Below are 22,931 nucleotides of genomic sequence, written 5' to 3' on the forward strand. Positions count from 1 at the left end.
TTTCCATGCCGCACATAATTGGTATGATGCCTGGCGCCAATTGTCAGCATCTGCAGCATCGATCGTGCAAAAAAAAAAAGCGGGGCAGCATTGACTCGGTACCAAGTACCACGCATACCGCGATCAATCCGCATGCATGTCGGTCGGAATTGCATTGAAACCGCAAGTAATCCGAGTCCGGCAACCCGGACTGCGCTGCAATGACAAGCTCTTGCGCTTTATATGAAAACGACACATGAATCCTTTCCAGAAACGCAGTGCGATCCGCATCGCCGCTGTCAGCATTCTTTTAGCGGCTGTCGCCAGCCCTGTTGCATGGTTCGTTGCGCGCGAAAGGGCGGAGGAAAGCATCGTCTCGCTGGCCGTCGAAGAATCGGGCCGTTTGCTCCACCACTACGATGCCATCGAATTAACCGGTCCGGACGCCAGCAGGAATGCCACGCTTGCAGCCAGGACCATTGCCGGCGGCTTGTTTGATATCGCCGAGATTTACGGCGGCAATGGCCGCAAGCTTGCCGAATCGCTGACCGGCGAAGGCGAGGCGATTGAATCGTCCCTGCCCAAACATGGCGCCCCCAGCTACACCGCCGCGTCCTACGAAAGCCTGAAGCTCTCAGGAGGGCTCTGGATCTTGCGGGTTTTTGTCCCGCTGCGCAATTCCGCCACCGACACCAGCCTGCCCATTACCGGCTATTTCGAGGGCGTCCGCATCGTGCCGGCATGGCAACAGGAGCAAATTTTCGGCAGTTCCATGAGCGTGGCACTGATGGTCTGCCTGGCATCCCTGCTCTGCGGTGCGGCGCTCTATCCGGTCGTGGTGCATCTGTCCGCCGACAATGAACGCAAGGCGCGCGAGGTCCTCAATTCGCATATTTCGATGATGGAATCGCTCGGCCGCGCCATTGCCAAACGCGACTCCGACACCGGCGCGCACAATTACCGGGTGGCCTGGATTGCCGCCCGCATAGCCGAGCGCATGGGCCTGATGGGAAGCGACATGCAGGCTCTGATTGCCGGCAGCTTTCTGCACGATGTCGGCAAGATCGGCATTCCCGATGCGATCCTGCTCAAGCCGGGCAAGCTGGACGATGCCGAGATGGCCATCATGCGCACCCACGTCGCGCAGGGCGAGGAAATTGTCACCGGCATGGGCTGGCTCGATGGCGCCAATGCAGTCGTGGCCGCCCATCACGAAAAATGGGACGGTTCCGGCTATCCGCGCAAAATCGCCGGCGCGGCGATACCGCTCGCAGCGCGCATTTTTGCGGTCGCCGATGTGTTTGATGCACTCTGCTCGAAACGGCCCTACAAGGAGCCGATGGGCTTCGAGGCGGCGCTGGCGATTCTGGAAAAAGACACCGGGAGCCATTTCGATCCGTCGGTCATGGCGGTGTTTCGCACGCTCGCGCTCGAAATTTTCGATCGGCTGGCAAACGGCGCCGAAAACGATGCCCGGCAGCTGCTGGAAGAGCGCGTGCGGCACCACTTCGATATGTAGCTGGCGGTGCGCGCAGTCTGGGCTGCGCGCGGCTAGGAGTCTGACACGGTCTTCTTCTCGATCAGGCTGCCGAGCAGCTTGAGCTGCTCCTTCTGGATGGCCAACAGCTCGCCCCACTGGCCCTCACGCAACAAATCGATTTTTTCGTGCAACAGCATGATTTCGAGTTCAGCCTTCAGGTTGACTTCGTAATCGTGCTCGGCATCGAGCCGGTCTTTTTCCGCATGCCGGTTCTGCGACATCAGGATGATCGGCGCCTGGATCGACGCCAGCATCGACAAAAACAGGTTCAGCAAAATATACGGATACGGATCGAAGCTGTTGCCGTAATTGATCAGGATGTAGGAATTCAAGGCGACCCAGAGCATCATGATGGCGGCAAAGATGCCGATGAAGGTCCAGGACCCGCCAAAACGCGCCACCGCATCCGCCGCGCGCTGGCCCGTGGTTATCCCGGCATCAAATTCCTTCGCGGTGTTTCTGGCAATGTGCTTGCGCCCTGCAATATGGCGCGCGACCTTCTGGGTGCGCTCGTCGAGCTCTGCATAAGGCATGCCGAGAAGTTTCTTGGCGATGTCGTCCGGTTTTTGCATCATGTCTCCCGCAAACCTGCATTATCCCGGAAACTACAAACAACCGGTCGGGCTTGAACCGGCCCGCGTAGCCCGGGTTAAGGACGTATTGTGATTTTTGTACGAAATTCAGCTTAGAATAGAAGCCAGAATACATTTTTCCGATACAACCAAGGAGCAATTATGCAAGTAGAACATCATCCGCTGTCTATCGAATTTCCGGAATTCAAGGATGCGATTCATGCGTTAAAGTTGAGCAATGCGCATTTTGCCAAGCTGTTCAACGAATACGACGATGCCGACAAGGCCGTCAACCGCGCCGAAAATGGGGTGGACAGCCTGGGCGATGCGGCGCTGGAAAACCTGAAAAAAGTCCGCGTCACGCTGAAAGACCAGTTGTACCAATTGCTGCAGGCTACCGCCGCAGCCTGAACCGCCGGCAATACCAAAAAACGGACAGCGCTTGCTGTCCGTTTTTTACGCCTTGCCGGCCGCGATCCGCTCCAGAAAGCGGTATACCTGCGCATGGTCGCTGTGGGCGACGTTGAAGCGCAGCCAGGGGCTGGGCGCATCGCCGGTTTCGAACAGCTTGCCGGGCGCCAGCAACAGCGCCTGATCGGCGGCCTGCTGCGCCACTTGCACGGTGTCGATGCCAGCGGCGAAGCGGGCCCACAGGAACATGCCGGCGCTGGGCCGGTGGAACAGTTGCAGGCCGCAATTTTCCAGCCCGGCGGCGACGCTGCGCTGGGCCTGCTCGCAACGCCCGCGCAGGCGCTCGATCGAGAGCCGGTGGCGGCCTTCGGTCAGGATGATGGAGGCCAGTTTTTCGCTGATTTCGCAGCTGGTCAGCCCTTCCAGCATCTTTTTCTGGGCCAGTTCGCGCGCCAGCTGGCTGCCGGCCGCGATGAAGCCGACCCGCAGGCTGGGCGAGATCGATTTCGACAGGCTGCCGATGTAGGTGACCCGATTGAGCTGATCGAGCGCCGCCAGCGAAATGCCCTGCTGCGGCTGCAGGTCGGCGAAGATGTCGTCCTCGACGATGCGGAAATCGAAGTTTTCCGCCGCGCGCAGAATCCGGTGCGCGCTGGCGATGCTGGTGGAGGTGCCGGTCGGATTCTGCAGGCTGGTGTTGGTGAAGAACGCGCGCGGCCGGTGGCTGGCGGCCAGCAGTTCGAGCTGCGCACAATCCGGCCCGTTCAGGGTGCGCGGCACGCCGATCACCCGGTAGCCGCCGGTGCGCAGCAGCGCGATCAGGTTCGCATACATCGGATCATCGACAAGTACCGTATCGCCGGGCTTCAGGAACAGCCGCGCGCACAGGTTCAGCGCCTGGCTGGCGCCCTGGGTCAGGATGATCTGCTCTGGATCGAGCTCGATCGCGCGCGCATGCAGCGCGACCTGCAAGGCCTTGCGCAGCGGCTGGTAGCCGTAAGGATTACCGTAGCGCACCATCGAACCGGCGCTTTTGCGCGCCAGCGTGCTCAAAGCATGGCGGATCTGCTCGCCTTCCAGCCAGCCTTCCGGCAGCCAGCCGCAACCCGGCATCAGCAGCGAGGACGCATCGGCAAACACATGGCTGACCAGCCATTCCGAATCGACCGCGACTCCGGCCATCGAGGCCTGAAAGGCCGGCGGTGGCATACTGCGCGACGGCTGGCTGACGTAATAGCCGCTGGCGCGGCGCGGCTGCAGATAGCCTTCGGCCACCAGCCGGTTGTAGGCATTGACCACCGTGATCAGGCTGATGCCGCACTGTTGCGCCATCAGCCGCACCGACGGCACCCGGCTGCCGATGCCCAGCTTGCCCTGCTCGATGTCGCGCCGCAGCGCGTCGCTGAGTTGGCGAAACAGTGGCGCGGCAGCGCTGCGATCGAGCGTAAACATGGCAATTGTATGTAGTGGGCGACAGGCACAGTTATAGAGGCAATCGCAGCAACTGTATATATATAATTGCTGCAAGCTGGCATACAGTGCATGAACGGCCACAGAGAGGCCTGACTTTTTTGGAGACAGTTCATGCGCACCCCCGACACCCCGCCGATGACCGATACCGGCCTCGACCATTACTGGATGCCGTTCACAGCCAACCGCTATTTCCAGCAGCATCCGAAGATGATCACGCAGGCCAAGGGCGCGTATTTCACGCTGTCGGACGGGCGCCGCGTGTTCGACTGCCTGTCGGCGCTGTGGACCACCGCACTCGGGCACGGCGATCCGCGCATTACCGAAGCGGCGCGCAAGCAGCTCGATACCGTCGATTACAGCCCGCCGTTCCAACTCGCCAACCCGTGGGCGCACCAGCTGGCCAACCGCATCGCCGCGCTGGCGCCGGAAGACTTGAACCGGGTATTTTTCACCAACTCCGGCTCGGAAGCGGTCGATACCGCGATGAAAATTGCGCTGGCCTATCACCGCAGCCGCGGCGAGGCCGGCCGCACCCGCTTCATCGGCCGCGAGCGCGGCTACCACGGGGTCGGCTTCGGCGGCATTTCGGTCGGCGGCATGGTCGGCAACCGCAAGATGTTTTCGCCCCTGATGCTGCCCGGCGTCGACCACCTGCCGCACACCCACAATCCGCAGCAGATGGCGTTCAGCCAGGGCCAGCCGGCATGGGGCGCGCACTTGGCCGACGAGTTGGAGCGCCTGGTCGCACTGCACGACGCCTCGAACATCGCGGCCGTGATCGTCGAGCCGGTGGCCGGCTCGACCGGCGTGCTGGTGCCGCCGCTCGGCTATCTGGAGCGCCTGCGCGAAATTTGCAGCAAACACGGAATTTTGCTGATTTTCGACGAAGTTATCGGCGGTTTCGGCCGTTTCGGCGCCAATTTCAGCTGCCAGCGCCTGGGCGTGGCGCCCGATCTGATGACCTTCGCCAAGCAGATCACCAACGGCGTGGTGCCGATGGGCGGCGTGGTCGCGCGCGAACCGATTTACCAGACCTTCATGAACGGCCCCGAACACGCGATCGAATTCGCCCACGGCTACACCTATTCCGGCCACCCGCTGGCGGCCGCGGTCGGCAATGCGGTGCTCGACATCATCGAACAGGACGGCATGATCGAGCGTTCCCGCGCGCTGGAGCCGGTGCTGCAGGAATCGTTCCACGCGCTGAAGGGCCAGGCCGGCATCACCGACATCCGCAACTTCGGCCTGGCCGCCGCCATCGACCTCGAGCCGATCCCCGGCAAGCCGGGCCTGCGCGGCATGCGCGTGCTGGAAGAAGGCATCAAGCAGGGCATGCTGTACCGCGTCAGCGGCGACACCGTGGCGGTCGGCCCGCCGTTCATCTCGACCCCGGACGAAATCCGCCTGATGGGCGAGACGCTGGGCAAGGTGGCACATGCGGTGCCGGCGGCCTGACTGACACGCTAGCCTTGAACCAACAGGCCTGACACCGATCGAACCTGCGGGATTCCAGTGCCGGAATCCCGCCACTCAACAAGGAATCAACATGACAGTCATCGGACACTGGATCAACGGCGCAGCGGTCGCCGATACCGCGCGCACGCAGGACGTTTTCAACCCGGCCACCGGCCAGGCGAGCCGCCAGGTGGCGCTGGCCTCCAGGGCCACGGTGGAGCAGGCGATCGCCAACGCGCAAGCCGCGTTCCCCGCCTGGCGCAATACCCCGCCCGCCAAGCGCGCGCAAATCATGTTCCGCCTCAAGCAGCTGCTGGATCAGCATTCCGATGAAATTTGCGCGCTGATCACCGATGAGCACGGCAAAGTGCTCAACGATGCGGCAGGCGAACTGCAGCGCGGCATTGAAGTAGTCGAATACATGTGCGGCGTGCCGGATCTGTTAAAAGGCGAACACAGCAAGAACGTCGGGCCGGCGATCGATTCCTGGTCCGAGCGCCAGGCGCTGGGCGTGGTGGCCGGCATCACCCCGTTCAACTTCCCGGCGATGGTGCCGCTGTGGATAGCGATTCCGGCGATTGCCTGCGGCAACACCATGGTGCTCAAGCCGTCGGAACGCGACCCCAGCTGCATGCTGCTGATCGCCCAGCTGGCCAAGCAGGCCGGGCTGCCCGACGGCGTGCTGAACGTCGTCAACGGCGACAAGGAAGCGGTTGATACGCTGTTGACCGATGCGCGCATCCAGGCGATCGGCTTCGTCGGTTCGACCCCGATTGCCGAATACATCTACGCCACCGGCTGCGCCAACGGCAAGCGTGTCAAGGCGCTGGGCGGCGCCAAGAACCACGCGATCGTGATGCCGGACGCCGATCTCGACAACGCCGTCACCGCACTGATGGGCGCAGCGTACGGTTCCGGCGGCGAGCGCTGCATGGCGATCTCGGTCGCGGTCGCGGTCGGCGATGCCACTGCAGACGCCTTGGTAGCCAAGCTGAAGGAGCGGCTGGCGACCCTGAAAGTCGGCCCCGGCACCGACAACAGCAATGACATGGGTCCGTTGATCACGCGCCAGCACCGCGACAAGGTGATCGGCTATATCGACAGCGCCGAACAGCAGGGCGCAACGGTGGCGGTCGACGGCCGCGGCTTCACTGTACCCGGTTTCGAAAACGGCTACTTCGTCGGCGCCACCCTGCTCGACCGCGTGACGCCGGACATGAAAGCCTACAAGGAAGAGATTTTCGGCCCGGTCCTGTGCGTGGTGCGCGTCGGCTCGATGGCGGAAGCGATGCAACTGATCGACGACCACGAATACGGCAACGGCACCTGCATCTTCACCCGCGACGGCGAAGCGGCGCGCTACTTCAGCGACAACATCAAGGTCGGCATGGTCGGCATCAACGTGCCGCTGCCGGTCCCGGTCGCCTACCACAGCTTCTGCGGCTGGAAGCGCTCCGCGTTCGGCGACAACGGCATGTACGGCCCCGACAGCGTCAACTTCTTCACCCGCCGCAAGACGGTCACCCAGCGCTGGCCCGCCGGCGGCGTGCGCGAAACCGCGCAGTTCAACTTCCCCAGCAATCAATAAGGCGTTGTCAGCCTGAAACGACCCGCCCTGCACGGCGGCACATGCAGGGCTGGTTGGTTTTTGATGCTTACTGCTCTACCGCGCGCAGCGACGCCATCGCATTACAGTTGGCCGGACACCACTGGCGGCAATAAAATATACAGCCCCATGTATTTTTTTATTCCGCAATATATTCGGGTAAAAATGGCATTAAATTTCATATACTCATAAAAAAATAAAAATCTGCGGCCAGCGGCACGGTGTCACAAATGCGTCTTGCCACCGCCGCGCTTGATCCATGCGAGCTTTTCTGCATTTGCCCCAATGATCTGCAAAGCGCCGCGCTATAATCCGCGGCGATGAGGAAATTTCTGAAAATCAAGCCGCTGTTTATCTGGATCGTCTGTCTGGCGATGCTGGTCAATGTGCTTGCGCCTTCGGTTTCCCATGCAGTGACTGCCTGGAGCAGCGTGCCTGCGTCGCCGATGATGGAAATCTGCACGATGACCGGCGTCCATTCAGTCGCTGCGATGGCTGGCCTGCCGGACGGCGACCATTCCGGCCCGGGCGACGCCGGCGACAGTCCGCACTGCCCGTTCTGCCTGCCGCACGGCAACGACAGCGGGCTGCTGCCGTCCGCGATGCCGGCACTCCCGCTGCTGGCCGGCCACGACCTGTTCCCACAGCTGTTTTATCACGCGCCGTACCGCCTGTACTCGTGGACCGCGGCCAGTCCGCGCGGCCCGCCGCTGGCTTCCTGATCCTCGCCTGACCCGCTGCGGCTGCATCCGTGCATGCCCGCCGGCACCCCACTATTTCTCAAAACGAAAGAATTATGTCTTGCATCTGCGCATCGGCTGCGACCGGCCGCGCATGATGCAGGCATCCATCACCGTATGGCTACCTTTACCGCCTCCGGCGAACGCCTGCCCGGCCTCGCCCTGAAATTCCTGCTGACGCTGGCGCTGCATGGCGCGCTGCTGTACTGGACGCTGCAGGCGATGCCGGGCCGGGCGGTGCCGCCGGACAGTGCGCCAATGCCGATCCAGGCAGTGCTGATCCCGCCGCCGTCGGTTGCGCCGGCGCTCGCGCAACCGGCGGCCAAGCCGGTCCCGCGTCCGGCTGTGCGTCCAGTGCCGCGCAACGCGCCCAAACCTGCCCCGACTGCGATCCTGACCGCCGCCGGCGGCAGCACGGCAATGGCCAGCGCTCCTGCGGCGCCGGCTGCGGCAACAACTCCGGCAGCAGCCGCACCGGTCGCAACCGTCACAACCGCCGCCACCCCGGCAGCACCGCCGGCACTGGAACCGGCCCGCTTCGACGCCGACTACCTGAACAATCCGGCACCCGCGTATCCGCTGCTGTCGCGCCGGCAAGGCGAAACCGGCAAGGTGCTGCTGCAGGTGCAGGTCACCGCGCACGGCACCGCCGGCCAGGTCGAAATCAAGCAGGGCAGCGGCTTCCCGCGGCTGGACGAGGCAGCGCTGAATGCGGTGCGCAAATGGCGCTTCGTGCCGGCGCGACGCGGCGATGCGGCGGTCGCCGCCAGCGTGGTGGTGCCGATTACGTTCCGGCTGGATGGTTGACACCCTTGTCTGCCGTTGCATCCTTTACTCTTTTCCATTTGAAATCAAACCCATGCCCATCCGTCTGAAACCCTTATCCGCCGCCTTGCTGGCAGCCTGCGCCGGCGGCGCCTTCGCATCGGCCGCGCACGCCGCCGATAGCGACACCCAATTGCAGGAAGTAGTGGTCCAGGGCGGCTCCGCCCCCGGCCTGCCGAAAGAATTGCCGGCCGTGACCGAGGCCGTGACCCGCCAGCAGATGGCCGACAGCATCAACGTGATCAATACCGAAGATGCGCTCAAGTATCTGCCGTCGATCCAGATCCGCAAGCGCTTCATCGGCGACAGCAACGGCATCGTCGCCTCGCGCTCGTCCGGCACGCTGGTCAGCGCCCGCTCGCTGGTGTACGCGGACGATCTGCTGCTGTCCAACCTGCTGGGCAACAGTTACAGCTATCCGCCGCGCTGGGGCATGGTCACGCCGGAGGAAATCGAACGCGTCGATGTGATTTACGGGCCGTTCTCGGCGCTGTATCCGGGCAATGCGATGGGCGCGGTGATCAACATGACGACCCGCATGCCGGACCAGTTTGAGGCGCACGCGAAGGCGCAGGCATTCGACCAGCACTTCAAGCTGTACGGCACCGACGAGAGTTACAGCGGCAAGCAGTTCAGCGCCGCTTTAGGCAACCGCGCCGGCGCGCTGTCGTGGTGGTTCAATGCCAACCATCTCGACAGCCGCGGCCAGCCGATGACGTTCCTGACCCAGCCGCTGTCGGCCAAGGCCGCGGCGGCCGGCGACCGGCAGGTCAACGGCGCGCAGACCGACCTCGACCCGAGCGGCGCTGCGCGCACCATCCTGGGCGCCACCGGCATCGCCCATACGATCCAGGACCAGGCCAAGCTGAAGCTGGCGTACGACATCAGCCCGACCCTGGCCGCCAGCTATACGCTGGGTTTGTGGCAGGGCGACAACACAACTAACGTCGCGTCGTATCTGCGGGATGCCGCCGGCAATCCGGTCTACAGCGGCAAGGTGAATTTCGGCGGCCGGCAGTACACGCTCAAGGACACCGATTTCAATCCCGGCAGCTCCGAACAGCAGCACTGGATGCACGGCCTGGCGCTGGGCAGCCACAGCGGCGGCACTTGGGATTGGCAGGCGCTGGCCAGCCTGTACGATTACAGCCGCGATCTGGCGCGCGCGCCGACCACTGCGTTGCCGGCGGCGGCCAATGGCGGCCCCGGCACCCTGACCGACATGGGCGGCACCGGCTGGCGCACGCTGGACTTGCGCGGCACCTGGCGCCCGAACCCCGCGCATGAAGCCAATTTCGGCTATCACTTCGATCATTACCAGCTCGATACGCAAATCTCCAGCACCGCCAGCTGGACCAGCGGCCCGGCACTCAGCCGCACCTCGGCGTTTGCCGGCAAGACCGAAACCCAGGCGCTGTATGCACAGGATGCATGGCGCTTCGCCAAGGACTGGAAGGCCACGCTGGGCGGCCGCTGGGAGAACTGGCAGGCGTTCGACGGTGCGGTTTCCAACGCGACCAGCACCCTGCCGTTCGCTGCCCGCAACGAAACCTTCTTCTCGCCCAAGCTGGCCTTGTCGTTCCAGCCTGCGGCAGCCTGGTCGCTGCGCGCCTCGCTGGCGCAGGCGTACCGGATGCCGTCGGTGGCAGAACTGTACCAGGGCAGCATCAGCAACAATGCGATCGTCAAAAACGACCCGAACCTGAAGCCGGAACAGGCGTGGTCGGGCGAGCTGACCGCCGAGCGCGAACTCGGCAACGGCCTGCTGCGCATCAGCTACTTTCAGGAGAACGCCAGCGATGCGCTGTATTCGCAAACCAACCTGGCCACCAACGTCACCAACATCCAGAACATCGACCGCATCCGCACCCGCGGACTGGAACTGGCGTACCAGGGAACCGATGTCGGCCTGCGCGGCCTCGATCTGGCCGGCAGCATCACCTACGCCGATTCGGTCATCACCCAGAACGACGCCAATCCGGCCACGGTCGGCAAACGGCAGCCGCGCGTGCCGGACTGGCGCGCCACCGTCAGTGCGACCTACCGCCAGAATCCGCAACTGTCGTACGCGCTGGCCGGGCGCTACAGCGGCCGGCAATACAACACGCTCGACAATAGCGACGGCAACGCCGACACCTATGGCGGCGTCAGCAAGTTCTTCGTGCTGGATCTGCGCCTGCGCTACAAGGTTGACCGCCAATGGAGCGCCGCGGTCGGCATCGACAACCTGACCAACCAGCAGTATTACGTGGCCCACCCGTACCCGCAGCGCACGCTGTCGGCCGAACTGAAATACGATTTCTGATAAGGAACTGCGATGATCGACTCTTTATTACGCATTCCGCTGGTGTTCTGCCTGACGCTGCTGCCGCTGGCAGTCCAGGCCCAGGACGGGCATGCACATCAACCGGCCAAGGCCGCAAAAAAACCCGCGCTGGCCATAGGCGCCGCCTTTGCGCCCGATGGCGCGCTGTGGGCGGTCGGGCTGGATGCCCAGGCGCGCCTGGAGTTGCGCATCAGCCGCGACGACGGCCGCAGCTGGCAGGCGCCGCGCCTGCTCGATAACGGCGGCGAAGCGGTGGCGGCCGACGGCGAGAGCCGCCCCAAGCTGGCGTTCGGGCCGCAGGGCCAGGTGGTGGTGGCCTACACCACGCCGCTGTCCAAGCCGTATACCGGCGCAATCCGGCTGCTGCGCTCGACCGATGGCGGCGCCACCTTTGCCGCGCCGGCGACCGTGCATCACGACCGCCAGCTCATCACCCACCGCTTCGAGTCGATTGCCTTCGACGCCCAGGGCCGGCTGCATACGGCCTGGGTCGACAAGCGCGATCTGGAGTTGGCTAAAAAGGGCAGCGGCAAGCCGGCCTATCGCGGCGCGGCGATTTACCACAACGTGTCGCTTGACGGCGGCGCGAGCTTCGGGCCGGACACCAAGCTGGCCGATTACAGTTGCGAATGCTGCCGGATTGCGCTGGCGCCGACCCCGGATGGCCAGGTGGCAGCGTTATGGCGCCATGTGTTTGCGCCGAATATCCGCGACCATGCGTTTGCGCTGCTGGGCGCTGCAGCGCCGGCGGCAGCTCCGGTGCGCGCCACCTTCGACAACTGGGCGGTCGATGCCTGCCCGCACCACGGCCCGGCCTTGGCGCCGGCGGCCGACGGCGGCTATCACGCGGTCTGGTTCGGCGAGCGGGCCGGGCTGGCGCAGGTGCGTTATGGCCGGCTGGATCGGGATGGCAAGCCGGTGGGCGCAGTGCTGGCGTTGCCGGACGAGCAGGCCGAGCATGCCGATGTGCTGAGCGCCGGCAAGCGGGTGGCGATCGTCTGGCGCAGTTTCGACGGCAGCAGCATGAACCTGAAAGCCTGGGTGTCCGACGATGATGGCCAGCATTTCATCCTCAGGCAACTGGCGCGCAGCACCGCCGAGAGCGATTCCCCGCATCTGTTGCGCAAGGGAACGCAACTGTTCGTGATCTGGAACACCGCAGGAGAACGCCATGTCGCAGCCTTATAAAACCCATGTGCGCAGCGCGGCTGCGCTGTTGCTGGCCCTGTGCGCTGCAACCGCACAGGCGGTGCCGCAGAAGATCGAACAGTTCGAAGCCGACAGCTGGCAGCGCTTCCAGAGCGCATTGCCGCGCCCGGCAGCCATCGTGTTTGCCAGCACCGACTGCACCCATTGCCCGGCCGCCATCGCAGCGGTGGCCGAGCAGCTGAAACACCGCAAGCCGCAGATTCCGCTGGTGGTGGTGGTGATGGATGGCGAACAGCATGAAGACCTGCTGCGCGGCCCGCATTACCGCCAGGCCAGCCGCCTGTTCGTGTTCCGCGGCCAGAGCGCGGCGCTGCAGTACACCGTCAACCCGAAGTGGCGCGGCATCACCCCGTATGTGGCGCTGCTGCCCAAAAGCGGGCCGGCAACCCTGATTACCGGCCGCCCGTCGGAGCAGGAATTCGGACTGTGGCTGGCCGGAGCGGCAAAGCCCTGAGCGGACCGGCAAAAATCCGGGGCGCAGCCGGCACCCCGCTGCCATATACTGGCACCTGAAGAAGAAACGCGCATTTCAGATAAAGGAGCATGCCATCGCACCTGCCAGCCCACCGATTTCCGGTAGCCAGACGCGCTGGCAGGATGCGCTTGCCGGGCTGTCAATCGCCGGCTTGCTGCTGCCGGAAGCGATCGCGTATTCCAGCATCGGCAACCTGCCGCCGCAAGCCGGGGTGATCGCGCTGTTCGCCGGACTGGTCTGTTACGGACTGTTCGGCAGCAGCCGCTTCGCCATCGTCTCGGCCACCTCCTCGTCGGCCGCCGTTATGGCCGCAGCGACCGCATCAATCGCCAATGGCGATGCCGGATTCAGGCTGACGCTGGCGATCGGGCTGGTGATGATCACCGGCCTGTTTTTCCTGCTGGCCGGGCTGGCGCGGATGGGCAACGTGACCGACTTCATCGCCAAGCCGGTGTTGCGCGGTTTTGCGTTCGGCTTGTCGATAGTTATCATCCTCAAGCAATGGGCCAGCGTGGTTGGAGTCCATCCGCCGAACGGCGACATGCTGCGCTTCGCGCCGGCGCTCTTCGGCCAGATCGGAGACTGGAATCCGGCCGGGATCGCGGTCGGCGCGACTGCACTGGCGCTGCTGTTCCTGCTGGCCCGCTGCAAACATGTGCCGGGCGGCCTGATCGTGCTCGTGCTCGGGATTGCCGCCGGTAAATGGCTCGACCTGCCGCATTACGGCGTCGGCCTGGTCGGCACCATCCGGCTGGAACTGGCAGCGCCGACGCTGCCGCTGCTGTCGCGCAGCGACTGGTTGCGGTTGGGCGAACTGGGCTTCGCAATGGTGATGATCCTGTACGCGGAGTCATACGGTGCGATTCGCGGCTTCGCGGTCAAGCATGGCGACAGCGTCGCGCCCAACCGCGACTTGCTGGCGCTGGGGGCATCCAACCTGCTGTCCGGCCTGTTCCACGGGATGCCGGTCGGCGCCGGCTATTCGGCCACCGCAGCCAATGAAGCGGCCGGCGCCCGGTCGCGGCTGGCCGGTTGGATCGCCGCGCTGACGGTGCTTGCCATCGTGCTGACGATCCTGCCCGGCATCGCCCTGACGCCGCAACCGGTACTGGCGGCGATCGTGATTCATGCAGTCGGCCATACCCTGAACCCGGCCATTTTCCAGCCTTATTTTCGCTGGCAGCGCGACCGGCTGGTGATCGTCGCCGCCGTACTTGGAGTTCTGGTGCTGGGCGTGCTGGACGGCCTGATAGCGGCCATCGGGATCAGCCTGATGCTGCTGTTGCAGCGTTTTTCGGAATCGACCATCACGCTGCTGGGACGGCTCGGAGAAGGCCATGATTTCGTGAACATGGCGCTGCATCCCGAAGCCAAGCCAGTCGCCGGCATCCTGATCCTGCGTCCGGATGAGCCGTTGTTCTTCGCCAACGTCGAACGCATCCTGCACCAGGCCAGACGCGCCATCGCCGCCGCAGACCCGGCGCTGCACAGCGTCATCCTGAGCCTGGAACAATCGCCTGATCTGGACAGCACCAGCCTGGAGGCGCTGCAGGATTTTTATCGCTTCGTCGCCGGCCGGAACCAGCAGCTGCTGCTGGCCCGGCTGAAAGACCCGGTATGCGAACTGCTGCAACGGGTCGCACCCGCCGCCGCAGCGTCCTTCAGCACCCTGAGCGTGGATGAGGCGGTACGCATGGCGCAACTTTCATGCTCCAATGCGCCGGCTCGATGTCCAGCGTTGCAGTAAGCGAAACAGCGGCCCGATCGACAGCACCAGGGTCGCCATCCGGGTCACGTGGAAGGCGGTGACGATCGGCACCCCGAGCTGCAGGTGTTTGGCGGTAAGCGACATTTCGGCGATGCCGCCGGGCGAGGTGGCGAGGATTGCGGTGGCCGGGTGAATCCCGGACCAGGCTCCCAGCAGCAGGCCGAAGCCGGCCGCCACCAGGATTGCGCTGAATGCGCTGAGTGCGACGCCGGCCAGGTAGCACGGCGCGGTGTGCAGGAAAGCCGGCGTGAAACGGGTGCCGAGCGAGACGCCAATAAACAGCTGGCCGCAATTGATGATCCATTGCGGCAGCGCTGACAGATTCACGCTGTTGGCAGTCAAGGCAATAGCCACCAGCAGCGGGCCGATGACCCAGGCATTCGGCCAGTTCAGGCGTCGCAGCAGCAAGGCGCCGCAGCAAGTCAGGCCGATCAGGGCCAGCAGCCCGGGCACATCCACCACCCTGGCGCCCTGCACAAACGGGTCGATGCCGTGCACACCGGCGAACTTGAAACCGAACGGGATGATGACCACCACCATCATGATGCGCAGGCTGTGCGCGGCGGCGATCCGGTCCACCAGCCCGCCGTGGCGCTCGCCCTGGACCGCCATTTCGGAGGCGCCGCCGGTGGCCATCGCAAAGAAGGTGGTGGTGCGGTCGACCCCGGTCAGCCGGTGCAGCAGCCAGCCGGCGCCGGCGCCCAGCAGCAGCGCGAACGCCACCCCGACCGCGATAGTGCCGACATAGGACGACAGCACATGCAGCACGGCCGGGGTGAAATACAGGCCGAGCGCGGTGCCGATCGCCCATTGCCCGGCTTCGCGCACCTGCACCGGCGCGCGCAGTTCGATGCCGGCCATGCGCGCGGCGGCAGTGGCAACGATCGGCCCGATCATCCACGGCAACGGGGTATGGAGCCAGACGCACAGGCTGGCTGCGCTTACCGCGATCAGCAATGCGCGCAGCAATGCGGTAGTGGCCGGGGGGAAATAAAATGGCATGTCAAAAAAATAATCGATTGGGTATGGCAAAAAATAGTGAAGTTAGCGCAGATACTCATGTGCAGAATTGAAAATACACGCCCCCGTACAAACGCTCGCCCGGAGTTCAAGCATGCACAGGAGAAGGCGCGCTCCGGACCCGGCCGCGCATCAATGCAGCGGACGCAAAAACACTACAGTTTACCCTGCGGCAGCTGTACCCAGTACTTGCCGGAGATTCGGCGCGGCACAGCCGGCGCTCGAAGCGAAGGCAGCGGCCTGCTCCGGATACGTTCCGCACGGATTCGCACAAATGCACATACTATTATCTGTATTATTCAATGCCGCATTAAATACAGTGGAAATTCACATGTTTTTATGCATACTCCTATGCTAATGAAACACAAAGCAAGCCCGATGTGCTTTTTCAAAGGCCAAACCGGCCTGCCTCAAAGCCGACCCCCAATTCAGGGCAAAAAGAACGGCAACTTCGGAAATGCCGAATGCAAAAGATAATTAGTGTGAATTTACTCCCCATAGTATAATTTTCGCACAACCACATTAATCGAGGAGTCCCACCATGTCATACGAAGCCCCCCTGAAGGTCTTGAGCGGCACTGCGCTGACCGACGAACAAAAGAAAGATTTGCTGAACCGCCTGGCACGCGTCGAAGGCCAGGTGCGCGGCGTGCGCAAATTGCTGGCTAAAGCGGTAGTTCCGGACGACTGCGATGGCGTAGCGCAGCAGATGGCCGCCGCCCGCAAGGCGCTCGACCGCGCGTTCGTGAACTTACTCACCAGCTCGATGGTCACACACACTTCAGGCTCGACCAGCTTGGAAGATGCGGCTGACCGCGCCAAGCACTTGTCCGAAATGCTCAACAAGTTCGCCTGAGTTGTTTGCCTGGCAAGCGTTGTTTGATGCCGCGCATGAAAATCTGCGACGCCTGCACCACAAGCGCAACGGCGATCTGCCCTCGCTGCATAAATACGGTAAGCTTTGCCGCCTTTAACATCTGATTCAGGAAACCTGCAATGGCTCGCTTATCGCCTGTCGCACCTGCAATAATACTCAGCCTGGCGCTGGCTGCTTGCGGCGGGGGCGGGGGTTCGCCCACCCGGGCAGCGCCAGCCCCTGCTGCGGCGATCACCGGGCAACAACTTGCGCAAGAAACAAACGCACCGCAAATTACCGGCAATATGGCGACCGATGGCCTGAACTGGTTCAATTTCCGCCGGCAACAGATCATGCTCCCCAGCCTGACGCGCAATGGCTTGGTCGACATTGCGGCACAAGGGCATTCCGAGTATCAAAAACTCAACAACACTATTACCCACGATCAAATTCCTGGAAATCCCGGTTTCACGGGCATTGATTTGCCCGCCCGATTATCCGGAGCCGGGTATGGCCTGATACCAAGCTATGCGATCGGGGAAGTCATTGCAAAGGTCGGCAACGCCGACGGCTTCGCCGGTGCCGAAGCGTTGATCACGGCGATCTACCACCGCTTCGTGATTTTCGAACCGATGTTCAAGGAAGCAGGCGCAGGGTATGCCACGGCGGCCAGCGGTTATACCTACTTCACCACCGATTTCGCCGCCAGCAATGGCTTGGGGCAGGGGCTGGGCACCGGTAATTTCAGCACCTATCCCTACGAGGGCCAGAAAAACCTGCCGAACAATTTCTTCAGCGATGCAGAAAGTCCAGATCCGGTACCGGGCAAGAATGAAGTCGGCTATCCGGTCAGCATTCATGCCGACATCACCACAAAGGTAACGGTGCAGAATTTCACCGTCCGGCCGCACGGCGGCGCGCTGCTGCCGGTGCAATTGCTAACGAGCACTACGGATACCGAAACGCCGACTTCTGCCGCCGCCATTATCCCGCTCGCGCCGCTGGCCACCGGCACCACCTATGACGTGGCTTTTTCCGGCAGCATCTGCGCCATCAAGCCCGATAACACCTGCGTCAGCCCCGGAACCCCGGTTGCAAAAAACTGGTCGTTTACAACCAGGTAAGGACCATGACCTGCCGGCCGACACGGTCGGCTACGCAATTGCGCTCCACTACTTGGCTCGTGGCCATGCTGTTCAGGCAGACCGGCGGCAGAAACAACAACGGGCGCATGCCGCCTGCCGCTGTAAGTCATGAAGCCGTCGCGCCGGCCAGATCCTCGCCGGTATCGATGTCACGCAAAATCGCCGTGCTATCGAACGCCACCAAACGGACCTGCTCGGCATGCTCGTTCAACAACACGCGCCCCCCCACATCGCCGGACAGCCGCGACATCTGCTCGAAGTAGCAACGCGGCCACAGCACGGGGTTGCCGCGTTGCCCGGCGCACTGCGGCACGCAGATGACCTCGGGCTCGGCCCGATGGGCGTCAATTAACCGATCGATATGTTCTGCAGTCACATAAGGCATGTCGCCAAGCAATATCAGTACCGCCTCAACATCGGGCGGTAGCGCCTGAAGCCCAACTGACAGTGAGGTAGCCATTCCGCTTGCGTAAGCCGGATTGTGCACGATGAGCGGACCGCGGCCCCCCAAAAGCCGATCGATGTGCGGCGCATCGTGGCCCGTTACCACGACCACCAGACAGGAACGGGAGCGCAATGCGGCATTGGCCACGCGTTCGACCATGGGTACGCCAGCAATTGGAATCAATAACTTGTTTTGCCGGCCCATGCGCGTCGAGCGGCCGGCCGCCAGGACCAGCGCGGCCACGCCGGAATCGGAACGCAAGGCTTGGAGCGGGGCTATGCCGCAATGCGTGGTTGGAAGTGACTTATTCATAGGATGCTGGGTCTTTTACTGCAGCTGCGGCTGTTTTTTCAACCGTCAATGGCGGCATGGGCGAGAACAACGAATTAATACGCCTGCCTACCGTTATCCACTCCCATTCCGTGCCGCCGCATAAGCCTGTTGCAGCAGTTCATCGTCAGACGCGCTACAGCATTGCCACAAAATCCGGCGCGGAAACTGCGTGCCAAATGGTTCCATAATGATCCAGCCTCATTGCGCTGAGTCCGACAAACCCCTGGCCTCGCAAAGGCCGGCAGGCGATCGGTCAGACGTCGTTTTTTGCCAGTTTCATCAGCAGCTGGATCAGCTGCCGCGTCTCGCTTTTAGTCAGACGCGTCAGGATGCGCTTTTCGTGCAGCCTGACCCGCCTCTCGACTTCGACCAGCAACTGTTCGCCTTCGTCGGTCAGGTGCAAGTAATTGCTGCGCCGGTCCTTGGTTGAGGCTTCCCGCTCCAGCACTTTGCGCTTTTCCAGCTTGTCCAGCAATGGCACCAGCGAAGAGCGGTCGAGCCCGATGGCCTGTGCCAGCCGGGTCTGTGTCAACCCCTGGTTCTGGCGCAGGATTTCCAGCACGCCAAAAATGGCGGGAGTGATGTCGAGGTCCGACAGCTCGCGGTCGAAGTCCTTGAAAACCATCACTTGTGCCATACGCAGGTTGTAGCCGACCAAGTCTGGCAGGCTGCCTAGGTCGAGGGGGGAGGATGTGCTTGTCATGGATGCTTGGTTCGTAATAAATGCTGCTGAAAATGATGGGGCGGGACAAGTGCTGCAGACTAACACAGTGCGCAAAAGCGCGTTTGCGTCCACCAATTATGAACTCCCATCCGGATCAACAATCCGTTTTACGAAAATTCAGATAAACCCGCCATTTTGATTTGACATCAAACAGTTTGTCTATATTATGGCTAATGGCGATATCAGATTCCGAACCGGAGCATTGCGGTTTTGTCTGGTCGGTAACGTATGCCGGAGGATTGCGCATTCCCAGTGCTACGCTTGTTCATGACGGAGACTGAATTTGAAACCATCCCTGTTTTTCCTTTTTCCTGCCGACACCGCCGGCCTTGACCGAAAGGCGGCCTAACATGCGCACCTCGATTTACCGCCTGAAGGTTGAATTCGGCGACTGCGACCCTGCCAACATTGTTTTTTACCCAAACTATTACCGCTGGTTCGATGCCGCGACCCACCATCTGTGCGAGGGAGTTGGCTTGGACTGGATCAGCCTGCGCGATCAATACGGCGTGGTCGGCATGCCGCTGGTCGAGACCGGCGCCAGCTATCGGCTGCCGGCCAGTTTCGGTGATCATCTGGAGATCGAGAGCAGCGTCGTCGAGTGCGCCCGCAAGTCGTTGCGGCTGCAGCATCTGGTGCGGCGCGGCGATACGCTGCTGGTCGAAGGCTTCGAAGTTCGCGTGCTCGGCGCACGCCACCCCGACGACCCGCAGCGCCTGCGTGCGCTGGAAATCCCGGAGAAAATCCGCAACGCACTGACACAGGGAGAGTAGTCGAACACACAGTGGCGCAGAGGATACAGGCACCTACAACCCAAGGAGACAGACAATGAAAAAATGGATGATGTTCGGGCTAATTGCGCTGGCAACCGGCCAGGCTTATGCGGCAGGCAATACGATCAAGGTCGGCGTGTTGGCCGAGATGAGCGGGACGTTTGCCGATTTCGGCATGCAGATCACGAACGGCGCGAAAGCCTACATGAGACAGCACGGCGACACGGTCGCCGGCAAGAAAATTGAACTCGTGGTCAGGGACACCACTGGTCCCGCGCCAGATGTCGCCAAACGCTTGGCGCAGGAACTGGTGGTCAAGGACAACGTCGATTTCATCGTCGGTTTCGGACTGACGCCGAATGCGTTTGCGGTGGCGCCGATTGCGACCGAAGCGAAAAAACCGACCATCATCATGAATGCCGCGACCTCGGTGATCACCGTCAAGTCGCCCTATATCGCGCGAGTGTCGTTTACGCTGGCGCAAGTGACCGAGCCGATGGCGCAGTGGGCTTACAAGAGCGGCTTGCGCAAGATATATACGGTGGTTGCCGATTACGGCCCGGGCCATGATGCCGAGCAGACTTTCAAGAAAGCGTTTTCCAGACTGGGCGGCGAAGTGATCGGCGAACTGCGGGTACCACTGAAAAACCCGGAGTTCGGGCCATTCGTGCAACGCGTCAAGGATAGCAAGCCGCAGGCGATCTTCGTGTTCGTGCCGGCCGGCGAACTGGCGGTCGGTTTCATGAAGGCATACAACGAGCGCGGCCTGGCGCAGGCCGGCATCAAGCTGCTGTCGACCGGCGACGTGACCGACGATGGTGTGATCGAGGCGCTGGGCGACAATGCACTGGGCGTGATCTCGACGCACCAGTATTCGGCTGCCCATCCGTCGCCAGAGAACAAGGCTTTCCTCGCCGCCTACAGTCAGATCAATCCAAAACAGCGCCCCAATTTCATGGCGGTCGGCGGCTACGATGGCATGGCGGCGGTGTATGAAGTGGTGCGTCAGCTCAAAGGCAACATTGATGGCGACAAGGCGATGCAGGTACTCAAGGGCATGAAATTGAACAGCCCGCGCGGGCCGATCCAGATCGATGCCGAAACCCGCGATATCGTGCAAAACGTTTACGTGCGCGAAGTCAGGAAAGTCGATGGCAAGTTGTATAACGTCGAGTTCGAGACCTTCACTGCAGTCAGGGATCCGGGCAAGTAACGGTGCGCTCCGGTCCGATCCTGACTGCAGCAAAAAGCCGCATCCCCTCATCCCGTCCCTTTCAGCTTATGGAGAGGGCAAGCACGGGGGCACGATGAAATTTTGACTTCATCGTGCCGAATTAATAAAGGATACCAACAGCGTGGATAACTTTCTCGGCGTACTGTTCGACGGCCTGGCGTATGGCACCCTGCTGTTCCTGATCTCGGTCGGACTGTCGATCACGCTCGGCCTGATGGGCTTCATCAATCTCGCGCATGGCGTGTTTGCAATGGCCGGCGGCTACCTGTTGGTGACGCTGATGGGGCAGGCCGGAATCGGCTTCCTGGCAGCGCTGCCGATCGTGTTTTGCGCAATCGCACTGGGCAGCCTGTTACTCGAACGCGTGCTGTATCGCCCCCTATATAAAAGTACCGCGCTGAACCAGGTGCTGCTGACGGTCGGCATCATGTTCATTGCGATTGCCGGCGCCAGCTACCTGTGGGGGCCGGGCCAGCAGCCGGTGCTGCTGCCGGAGGCGCTGAACGGGCAATTTACGCTGTTCGGAATCGACCTGTCGCGTTATCGGCTGTTTCTGATGGCGGTCGGAGCAATCATCACGCTGGCGCTGGTATTTGGCCTGGAACGCACCCGCTTCGGCGCAATGATCCGCGCCGCGGTCGATAACCAGCGCACCGCCACATCGATGGGAATCCGGGTCGAACGGGTGTTCCAGCTGACGTTCGCGCTCGGCAGCGGCCTGGCCGGGCTGGGTGGCGCGCTTGGAGTCAACGTACTCGGGCTGGACCCAAATTTCGCGCTCAAGTACCTGGTGTATTTCCTTTTGGTGGTGGTGGTCGGCGGGCCGGGCTCGGTGATCGGGACCTTGCTGGCGGCGCTACTGCTCGGGGTAGCTGACATCGCTGGAAAATATTACGCGCCACAGATCGGCGCCTTCGTTATTTACGGCGCGATGATCTTGCTGCTGTTGCTGTTTCCACATGGCCTTCTGGGCCGCAGGGGGGGATGATGAACATCATGCAATTCACGGTTCCGGCCCAGGCCGAGGCGGCCCGGCAATGCCTGGCGCTGCAGGCACGCGAACGCTGGAAGCCAGCTGAGATCGGATTCTGGCTGGCGTTGGCAAGTGTCTATTTCGCGCTTCCGACCAGCCTGGTGTTTGCGACCCAGATTGTAATCGCCGGCCTCTTTGCGCTGTCGCTTGACCTTATCCTCGGGTATGCGGGAATCGTCACGCTCGGGCACGCGGCATTCTTCGGCATCGGCGCGTATGCAGCCGGCTTGCTGGCCGCGCATGGCTGGCACGAGCCGCTCACCGGCCTGCTGGCGGGCGGGCTGGCTGCCAGCCTCGCCGGTTATCTGGCCAGTTTCCTGATGTTGCGCGGCAGCGATCTGACCCGCTTGATGATCACACTCGGAATCGGATTTCTTCTGTATGAGGTGGCGAACCGTGCGATTGCGCTTACCGGGGGGGTCGATGGTTTGCAGGGCGTCGAAATCGGCAAACTGTTCGGCGTCTTCAATTTTGATCTGTACGGCAAAACCGCCTACCTCTACGTGCTCGGCATCAGCTTCCTGCTGTTTGTGTTGACGCGCAGTCTGATCCATTCGCCCTATGGCCTGTCGCTGCGCAGCATCCGTGAAAACCGCGTGCGTGCGATTGCGATCGGCATCCCGGTCGGTGCCAGATTAACCAATATTTATACTTATTCGGCGCTGCTGGCCGGTGTGTCCGGCGCGCTGCTGACGCAGACCACGCAATTCGTTGGCATCGATGTGTTCAGTTTTCAGCGCTCGGCAGACCTGCTGATCATGCTGATCATCGGCGGCACCGCAACCCTGTATGGCGGTTTTGTCGGTGCCGCCGCCTTCCTGCTGGTGCAGGATTACCTGGCCAACCTGAATCCGCAATACTGGCTGTTCTGGCTCGGCATCCTGCTGATCGTGACCACCCTGTATCTGCGCGGCGGAATCATGGGCGGCTTGGCGCTGCTGCCCCGGATGCTGGCCCATGAGTCGGCTGCGGCGCAGCACGCCAGTCCG

20 protein-coding genes and 1 pseudogene are annotated in these 22,931 nt (G+C 62.4%); 16 read left to right on the forward strand and 5 right to left on the reverse strand.

The genetic code is table 11. The features are described 5' to 3' along the window. The first annotated feature begins 235 nt into the window (after window positions 1–235). A complete protein-coding gene (locus tag HMCN_RS0104155) occupies window positions 236–1,498 on the forward strand; it encodes an HD-GYP domain-containing protein (protein ID WP_025916195.1) in 1,263 nt (420 codons plus the stop codon). 32 nt (window positions 1,499–1,530) lie between these two features. Here the strand turns inward: HMCN_RS0104155 and HMCN_RS0104160 are convergent, their stop codons facing one another. Further along, window positions 1,531–2,091, reverse strand: coding sequence for a DUF1003 domain-containing protein (locus HMCN_RS0104160; RefSeq protein ID WP_025916196.1), 561 nt, complete (start codon window positions 2,089–2,091; stop codon window positions 1,531–1,533). A gap of 162 nt (window positions 2,092–2,253) precedes the next feature. Here HMCN_RS0104160 and HMCN_RS0104165 point away from each other — a divergent pair, with 162 nt between their 5' ends. Next, on the forward strand, window positions 2,254–2,502 hold the full coding sequence (locus tag HMCN_RS0104165; protein ID WP_025916197.1) for a YdcH family protein: 249 nt from the start codon (window positions 2,254–2,256) through the stop codon (window positions 2,500–2,502). A 45-nt stretch (window positions 2,503–2,547) separates the two neighbouring features. Here HMCN_RS0104165 and HMCN_RS0104170 read toward each other — a convergent pair whose 3' ends face one another. Continuing rightward, on the reverse strand, window positions 2,548–3,954 hold the full coding sequence (locus HMCN_RS0104170) for a PLP-dependent aminotransferase family protein (RefSeq protein ID WP_025916198.1): 1,407 nt from the start codon (window positions 3,952–3,954) through the stop codon (window positions 2,548–2,550). A gap of 132 nt (window positions 3,955–4,086) precedes the next feature. Here HMCN_RS0104170 and HMCN_RS0104175 point away from each other — a divergent pair, with 132 nt between their 5' ends. The 8 genes from HMCN_RS0104175 to HMCN_RS0104210 all read left to right on the forward strand — a co-directional run bounded on the left by HMCN_RS0104175 (window position 4,087) and on the right by HMCN_RS0104210 (window position 14,358). Next, window positions 4,087–5,430, forward strand: a complete 1,344-nt coding sequence (locus HMCN_RS0104175; RefSeq protein ID WP_025916199.1) for an aspartate aminotransferase family protein — start codon at window positions 4,087–4,089, stop codon at window positions 5,428–5,430. A 91-nt stretch (window positions 5,431–5,521) separates the two neighbouring features. Further along, window positions 5,522–7,018, forward strand: a complete 1,497-nt coding sequence (locus HMCN_RS0104180) for a CoA-acylating methylmalonate-semialdehyde dehydrogenase (RefSeq protein WP_025916200.1) — start codon at window positions 5,522–5,524, stop codon at window positions 7,016–7,018. A gap of 338 nt (window positions 7,019–7,356) precedes the next feature. Continuing rightward, window positions 7,357–7,758 carry a DUF2946 domain-containing protein gene (locus HMCN_RS0104185; RefSeq protein ID WP_025916201.1) on the forward strand — a complete coding sequence of 134 codons (402 nt, stop codon included), beginning with the start codon at window positions 7,357–7,359 and terminating at the stop codon, window positions 7,756–7,758. 135 nt (window positions 7,759–7,893) lie between these two features. Beyond that, complete coding sequence (locus HMCN_RS0104190; protein WP_025916202.1) at window positions 7,894–8,583, forward strand: energy transducer TonB; 690 nt, start codon at window positions 7,894–7,896, stop codon at window positions 8,581–8,583. Between the two features lie 52 nt (window positions 8,584–8,635). Further along, window positions 8,636–10,906, forward strand: a complete 2,271-nt coding sequence (locus HMCN_RS0104195; protein ID WP_025916203.1) for a TonB-dependent receptor — start codon at window positions 8,636–8,638, stop codon at window positions 10,904–10,906. Between the two features lie 12 nt (window positions 10,907–10,918). Further along, on the forward strand, window positions 10,919–12,115 hold the full coding sequence (locus HMCN_RS0104200; protein ID WP_025916204.1) for a sialidase family protein: 1,197 nt from the start codon (window positions 10,919–10,921) through the stop codon (window positions 12,113–12,115). After that, window positions 12,099–12,590 (forward strand): hypothetical protein, encoded by a 492-nt coding sequence (locus HMCN_RS0104205; protein WP_025916205.1) that lies wholly within the window; start codon window positions 12,099–12,101, stop codon window positions 12,588–12,590. The genes HMCN_RS0104200 and HMCN_RS0104205 overlap by 17 nt, the downstream gene beginning before the upstream one ends. A gap of 55 nt (window positions 12,591–12,645) precedes the next feature. Further along, window positions 12,646–14,358, forward strand: a complete 1,713-nt coding sequence (locus HMCN_RS0104210; RefSeq protein ID WP_369792135.1) for a SulP family inorganic anion transporter — start codon at window positions 12,646–12,648, stop codon at window positions 14,356–14,358. Here HMCN_RS0104210 and HMCN_RS0104215 read toward each other — a convergent pair. After that, window positions 14,317–15,381 (reverse strand): AbrB family transcriptional regulator, encoded by a 1,065-nt coding sequence (locus HMCN_RS0104215; RefSeq protein WP_025916207.1) that lies wholly within the window; start codon window positions 15,379–15,381, stop codon window positions 14,317–14,319. The two genes, HMCN_RS0104210 and HMCN_RS0104215, sit on opposite strands and share 42 nt — an antisense overlap. Window positions 15,382–15,940: 559 nt before the next feature. On the opposite strand from HMCN_RS0104215, the gene HMCN_RS0104220 reads away from it, so the two are divergent. Continuing rightward, on the forward strand, window positions 15,941–16,255 hold the full coding sequence (locus HMCN_RS0104220) for a metal-sensitive transcriptional regulator (RefSeq protein WP_025916208.1): 315 nt from the start codon (window positions 15,941–15,943) through the stop codon (window positions 16,253–16,255). 140 nt (window positions 16,256–16,395) lie between these two features. Then, window positions 16,396–17,379, forward strand: a complete 984-nt coding sequence (locus HMCN_RS0104230) for a CAP domain-containing protein (RefSeq protein ID WP_025916209.1) — start codon at window positions 16,396–16,398, stop codon at window positions 17,377–17,379. A gap of 127 nt (window positions 17,380–17,506) precedes the next feature. Here HMCN_RS0104230 and HMCN_RS0104235 read toward each other — a convergent pair whose 3' ends face one another. Next, complete coding sequence (locus HMCN_RS0104235; RefSeq protein ID WP_081801404.1) at window positions 17,507–18,157, reverse strand: NTP transferase domain-containing protein; 651 nt, start codon at window positions 18,155–18,157, stop codon at window positions 17,507–17,509. Between the two features lie 274 nt (window positions 18,158–18,431). After that, window positions 18,432–18,881, reverse strand: a complete 450-nt coding sequence (locus HMCN_RS0104240) for a MarR family winged helix-turn-helix transcriptional regulator (RefSeq protein ID WP_035625751.1) — start codon at window positions 18,879–18,881, stop codon at window positions 18,432–18,434. Between the two features lie 371 nt (window positions 18,882–19,252). On the opposite strand from HMCN_RS0104240, the gene HMCN_RS0104245 reads away from it, so the two are divergent. The 4 genes and pseudogenes from HMCN_RS0104245 to HMCN_RS19665 form a co-directional block, all read left to right on the forward strand. Continuing rightward, entirely contained in the window at window positions 19,253–19,675 is a 423-nt protein-coding gene (locus HMCN_RS0104245) for a thioesterase family protein (protein ID WP_025916212.1), read from the forward strand. 55 nt (window positions 19,676–19,730) lie between these two features. Further along, window positions 19,731–20,888 carry an ABC transporter substrate-binding protein gene (locus HMCN_RS0104250; RefSeq protein ID WP_025916213.1) on the forward strand — a complete coding sequence of 386 codons (1,158 nt, stop codon included), beginning with the start codon at window positions 19,731–19,733 and terminating at the stop codon, window positions 20,886–20,888. A 142-nt stretch (window positions 20,889–21,030) separates the two neighbouring features. Continuing rightward, window positions 21,031–21,897 (forward strand): branched-chain amino acid ABC transporter permease, encoded by an 867-nt coding sequence (locus HMCN_RS0104255; RefSeq protein ID WP_025916214.1) that lies wholly within the window; start codon window positions 21,031–21,033, stop codon window positions 21,895–21,897. After that, a pseudogene (locus tag HMCN_RS19665) lies at window positions 21,897–22,883 on the forward strand (branched-chain amino acid ABC transporter permease); the annotation flags it as partial. The gene HMCN_RS0104255 and the pseudogene HMCN_RS19665, both read left to right, overlap by 1 nt. Between the last annotated feature and the right edge of the window lie 48 nt (window positions 22,884–22,931).

Origin of the sequence: Herminiimonas sp. CN, assembly GCF_000622895.1 — a bacterium.
Classification (GTDB): Bacteria; Pseudomonadota; Gammaproteobacteria; order Burkholderiales; family Burkholderiaceae_D; genus AVCC01.

What these genes read in the sequence shown, in the direction of transcription:
- HMCN_RS0104155 (WP_025916195.1), top strand. Translation starts at nt 236, where the DNA reads ATGAATCCTTTCCAGAAACGCAGTGCGATCCGCATCGCCGCTGTCAGC.
- HMCN_RS0104160 (WP_025916196.1), bottom strand. Translation starts at nt 2,091, where the DNA reads ATGCAAAAACCGGACGACATCGCCAAGAAACTTCTCGGCATGCCTTAT.
- HMCN_RS0104165 (WP_025916197.1), top strand. Translation starts at nt 2,254, where the DNA reads ATGCAAGTAGAACATCATCCGCTGTCTATCGAATTTCCGGAATTCAAG.
- HMCN_RS0104170 (WP_025916198.1), bottom strand. Translation starts at nt 3,954, where the DNA reads ATGTTTACGCTCGATCGCAGCGCTGCCGCGCCACTGTTTCGCCAACTC.
- HMCN_RS0104175 (WP_025916199.1), top strand. Translation starts at nt 4,087, where the DNA reads ATGCGCACCCCCGACACCCCGCCGATGACCGATACCGGCCTCGACCAT.
- HMCN_RS0104180 (WP_025916200.1), top strand. Translation starts at nt 5,522, where the DNA reads ATGACAGTCATCGGACACTGGATCAACGGCGCAGCGGTCGCCGATACC.
- HMCN_RS0104185 (WP_025916201.1), top strand. Translation starts at nt 7,357, where the DNA reads ATGAGGAAATTTCTGAAAATCAAGCCGCTGTTTATCTGGATCGTCTGT.
- HMCN_RS0104190 (WP_025916202.1), top strand. Translation starts at nt 7,894, where the DNA reads ATGGCTACCTTTACCGCCTCCGGCGAACGCCTGCCCGGCCTCGCCCTG.
- HMCN_RS0104195 (WP_025916203.1), top strand. Translation starts at nt 8,636, where the DNA reads ATGCCCATCCGTCTGAAACCCTTATCCGCCGCCTTGCTGGCAGCCTGC.
- HMCN_RS0104200 (WP_025916204.1), top strand. Translation starts at nt 10,919, where the DNA reads ATGATCGACTCTTTATTACGCATTCCGCTGGTGTTCTGCCTGACGCTG.
- HMCN_RS0104205 (WP_025916205.1), top strand. Translation starts at nt 12,099, where the DNA reads ATGTCGCAGCCTTATAAAACCCATGTGCGCAGCGCGGCTGCGCTGTTG.
- HMCN_RS0104215 (WP_025916207.1), bottom strand. Translation starts at nt 15,381, where the DNA reads ATGCCATTTTATTTCCCCCCGGCCACTACCGCATTGCTGCGCGCATTG.
- HMCN_RS0104220 (WP_025916208.1), top strand. Translation starts at nt 15,941, where the DNA reads ATGTCATACGAAGCCCCCCTGAAGGTCTTGAGCGGCACTGCGCTGACC.
- HMCN_RS0104230 (WP_025916209.1), top strand. Translation starts at nt 16,396, where the DNA reads ATGGCTCGCTTATCGCCTGTCGCACCTGCAATAATACTCAGCCTGGCG.
- HMCN_RS0104235 (WP_081801404.1), bottom strand. Translation starts at nt 18,157, where the DNA reads ATGAATAAGTCACTTCCAACCACGCATTGCGGCATAGCCCCGCTCCAA.
- HMCN_RS0104240 (WP_035625751.1), bottom strand. Translation starts at nt 18,881, where the DNA reads ATGACAAGCACATCCTCCCCCCTCGACCTAGGCAGCCTGCCAGACTTG.
- HMCN_RS0104245 (WP_025916212.1), top strand. Translation starts at nt 19,253, where the DNA reads ATGCGCACCTCGATTTACCGCCTGAAGGTTGAATTCGGCGACTGCGAC.
- HMCN_RS0104250 (WP_025916213.1), top strand. Translation starts at nt 19,731, where the DNA reads ATGAAAAAATGGATGATGTTCGGGCTAATTGCGCTGGCAACCGGCCAG.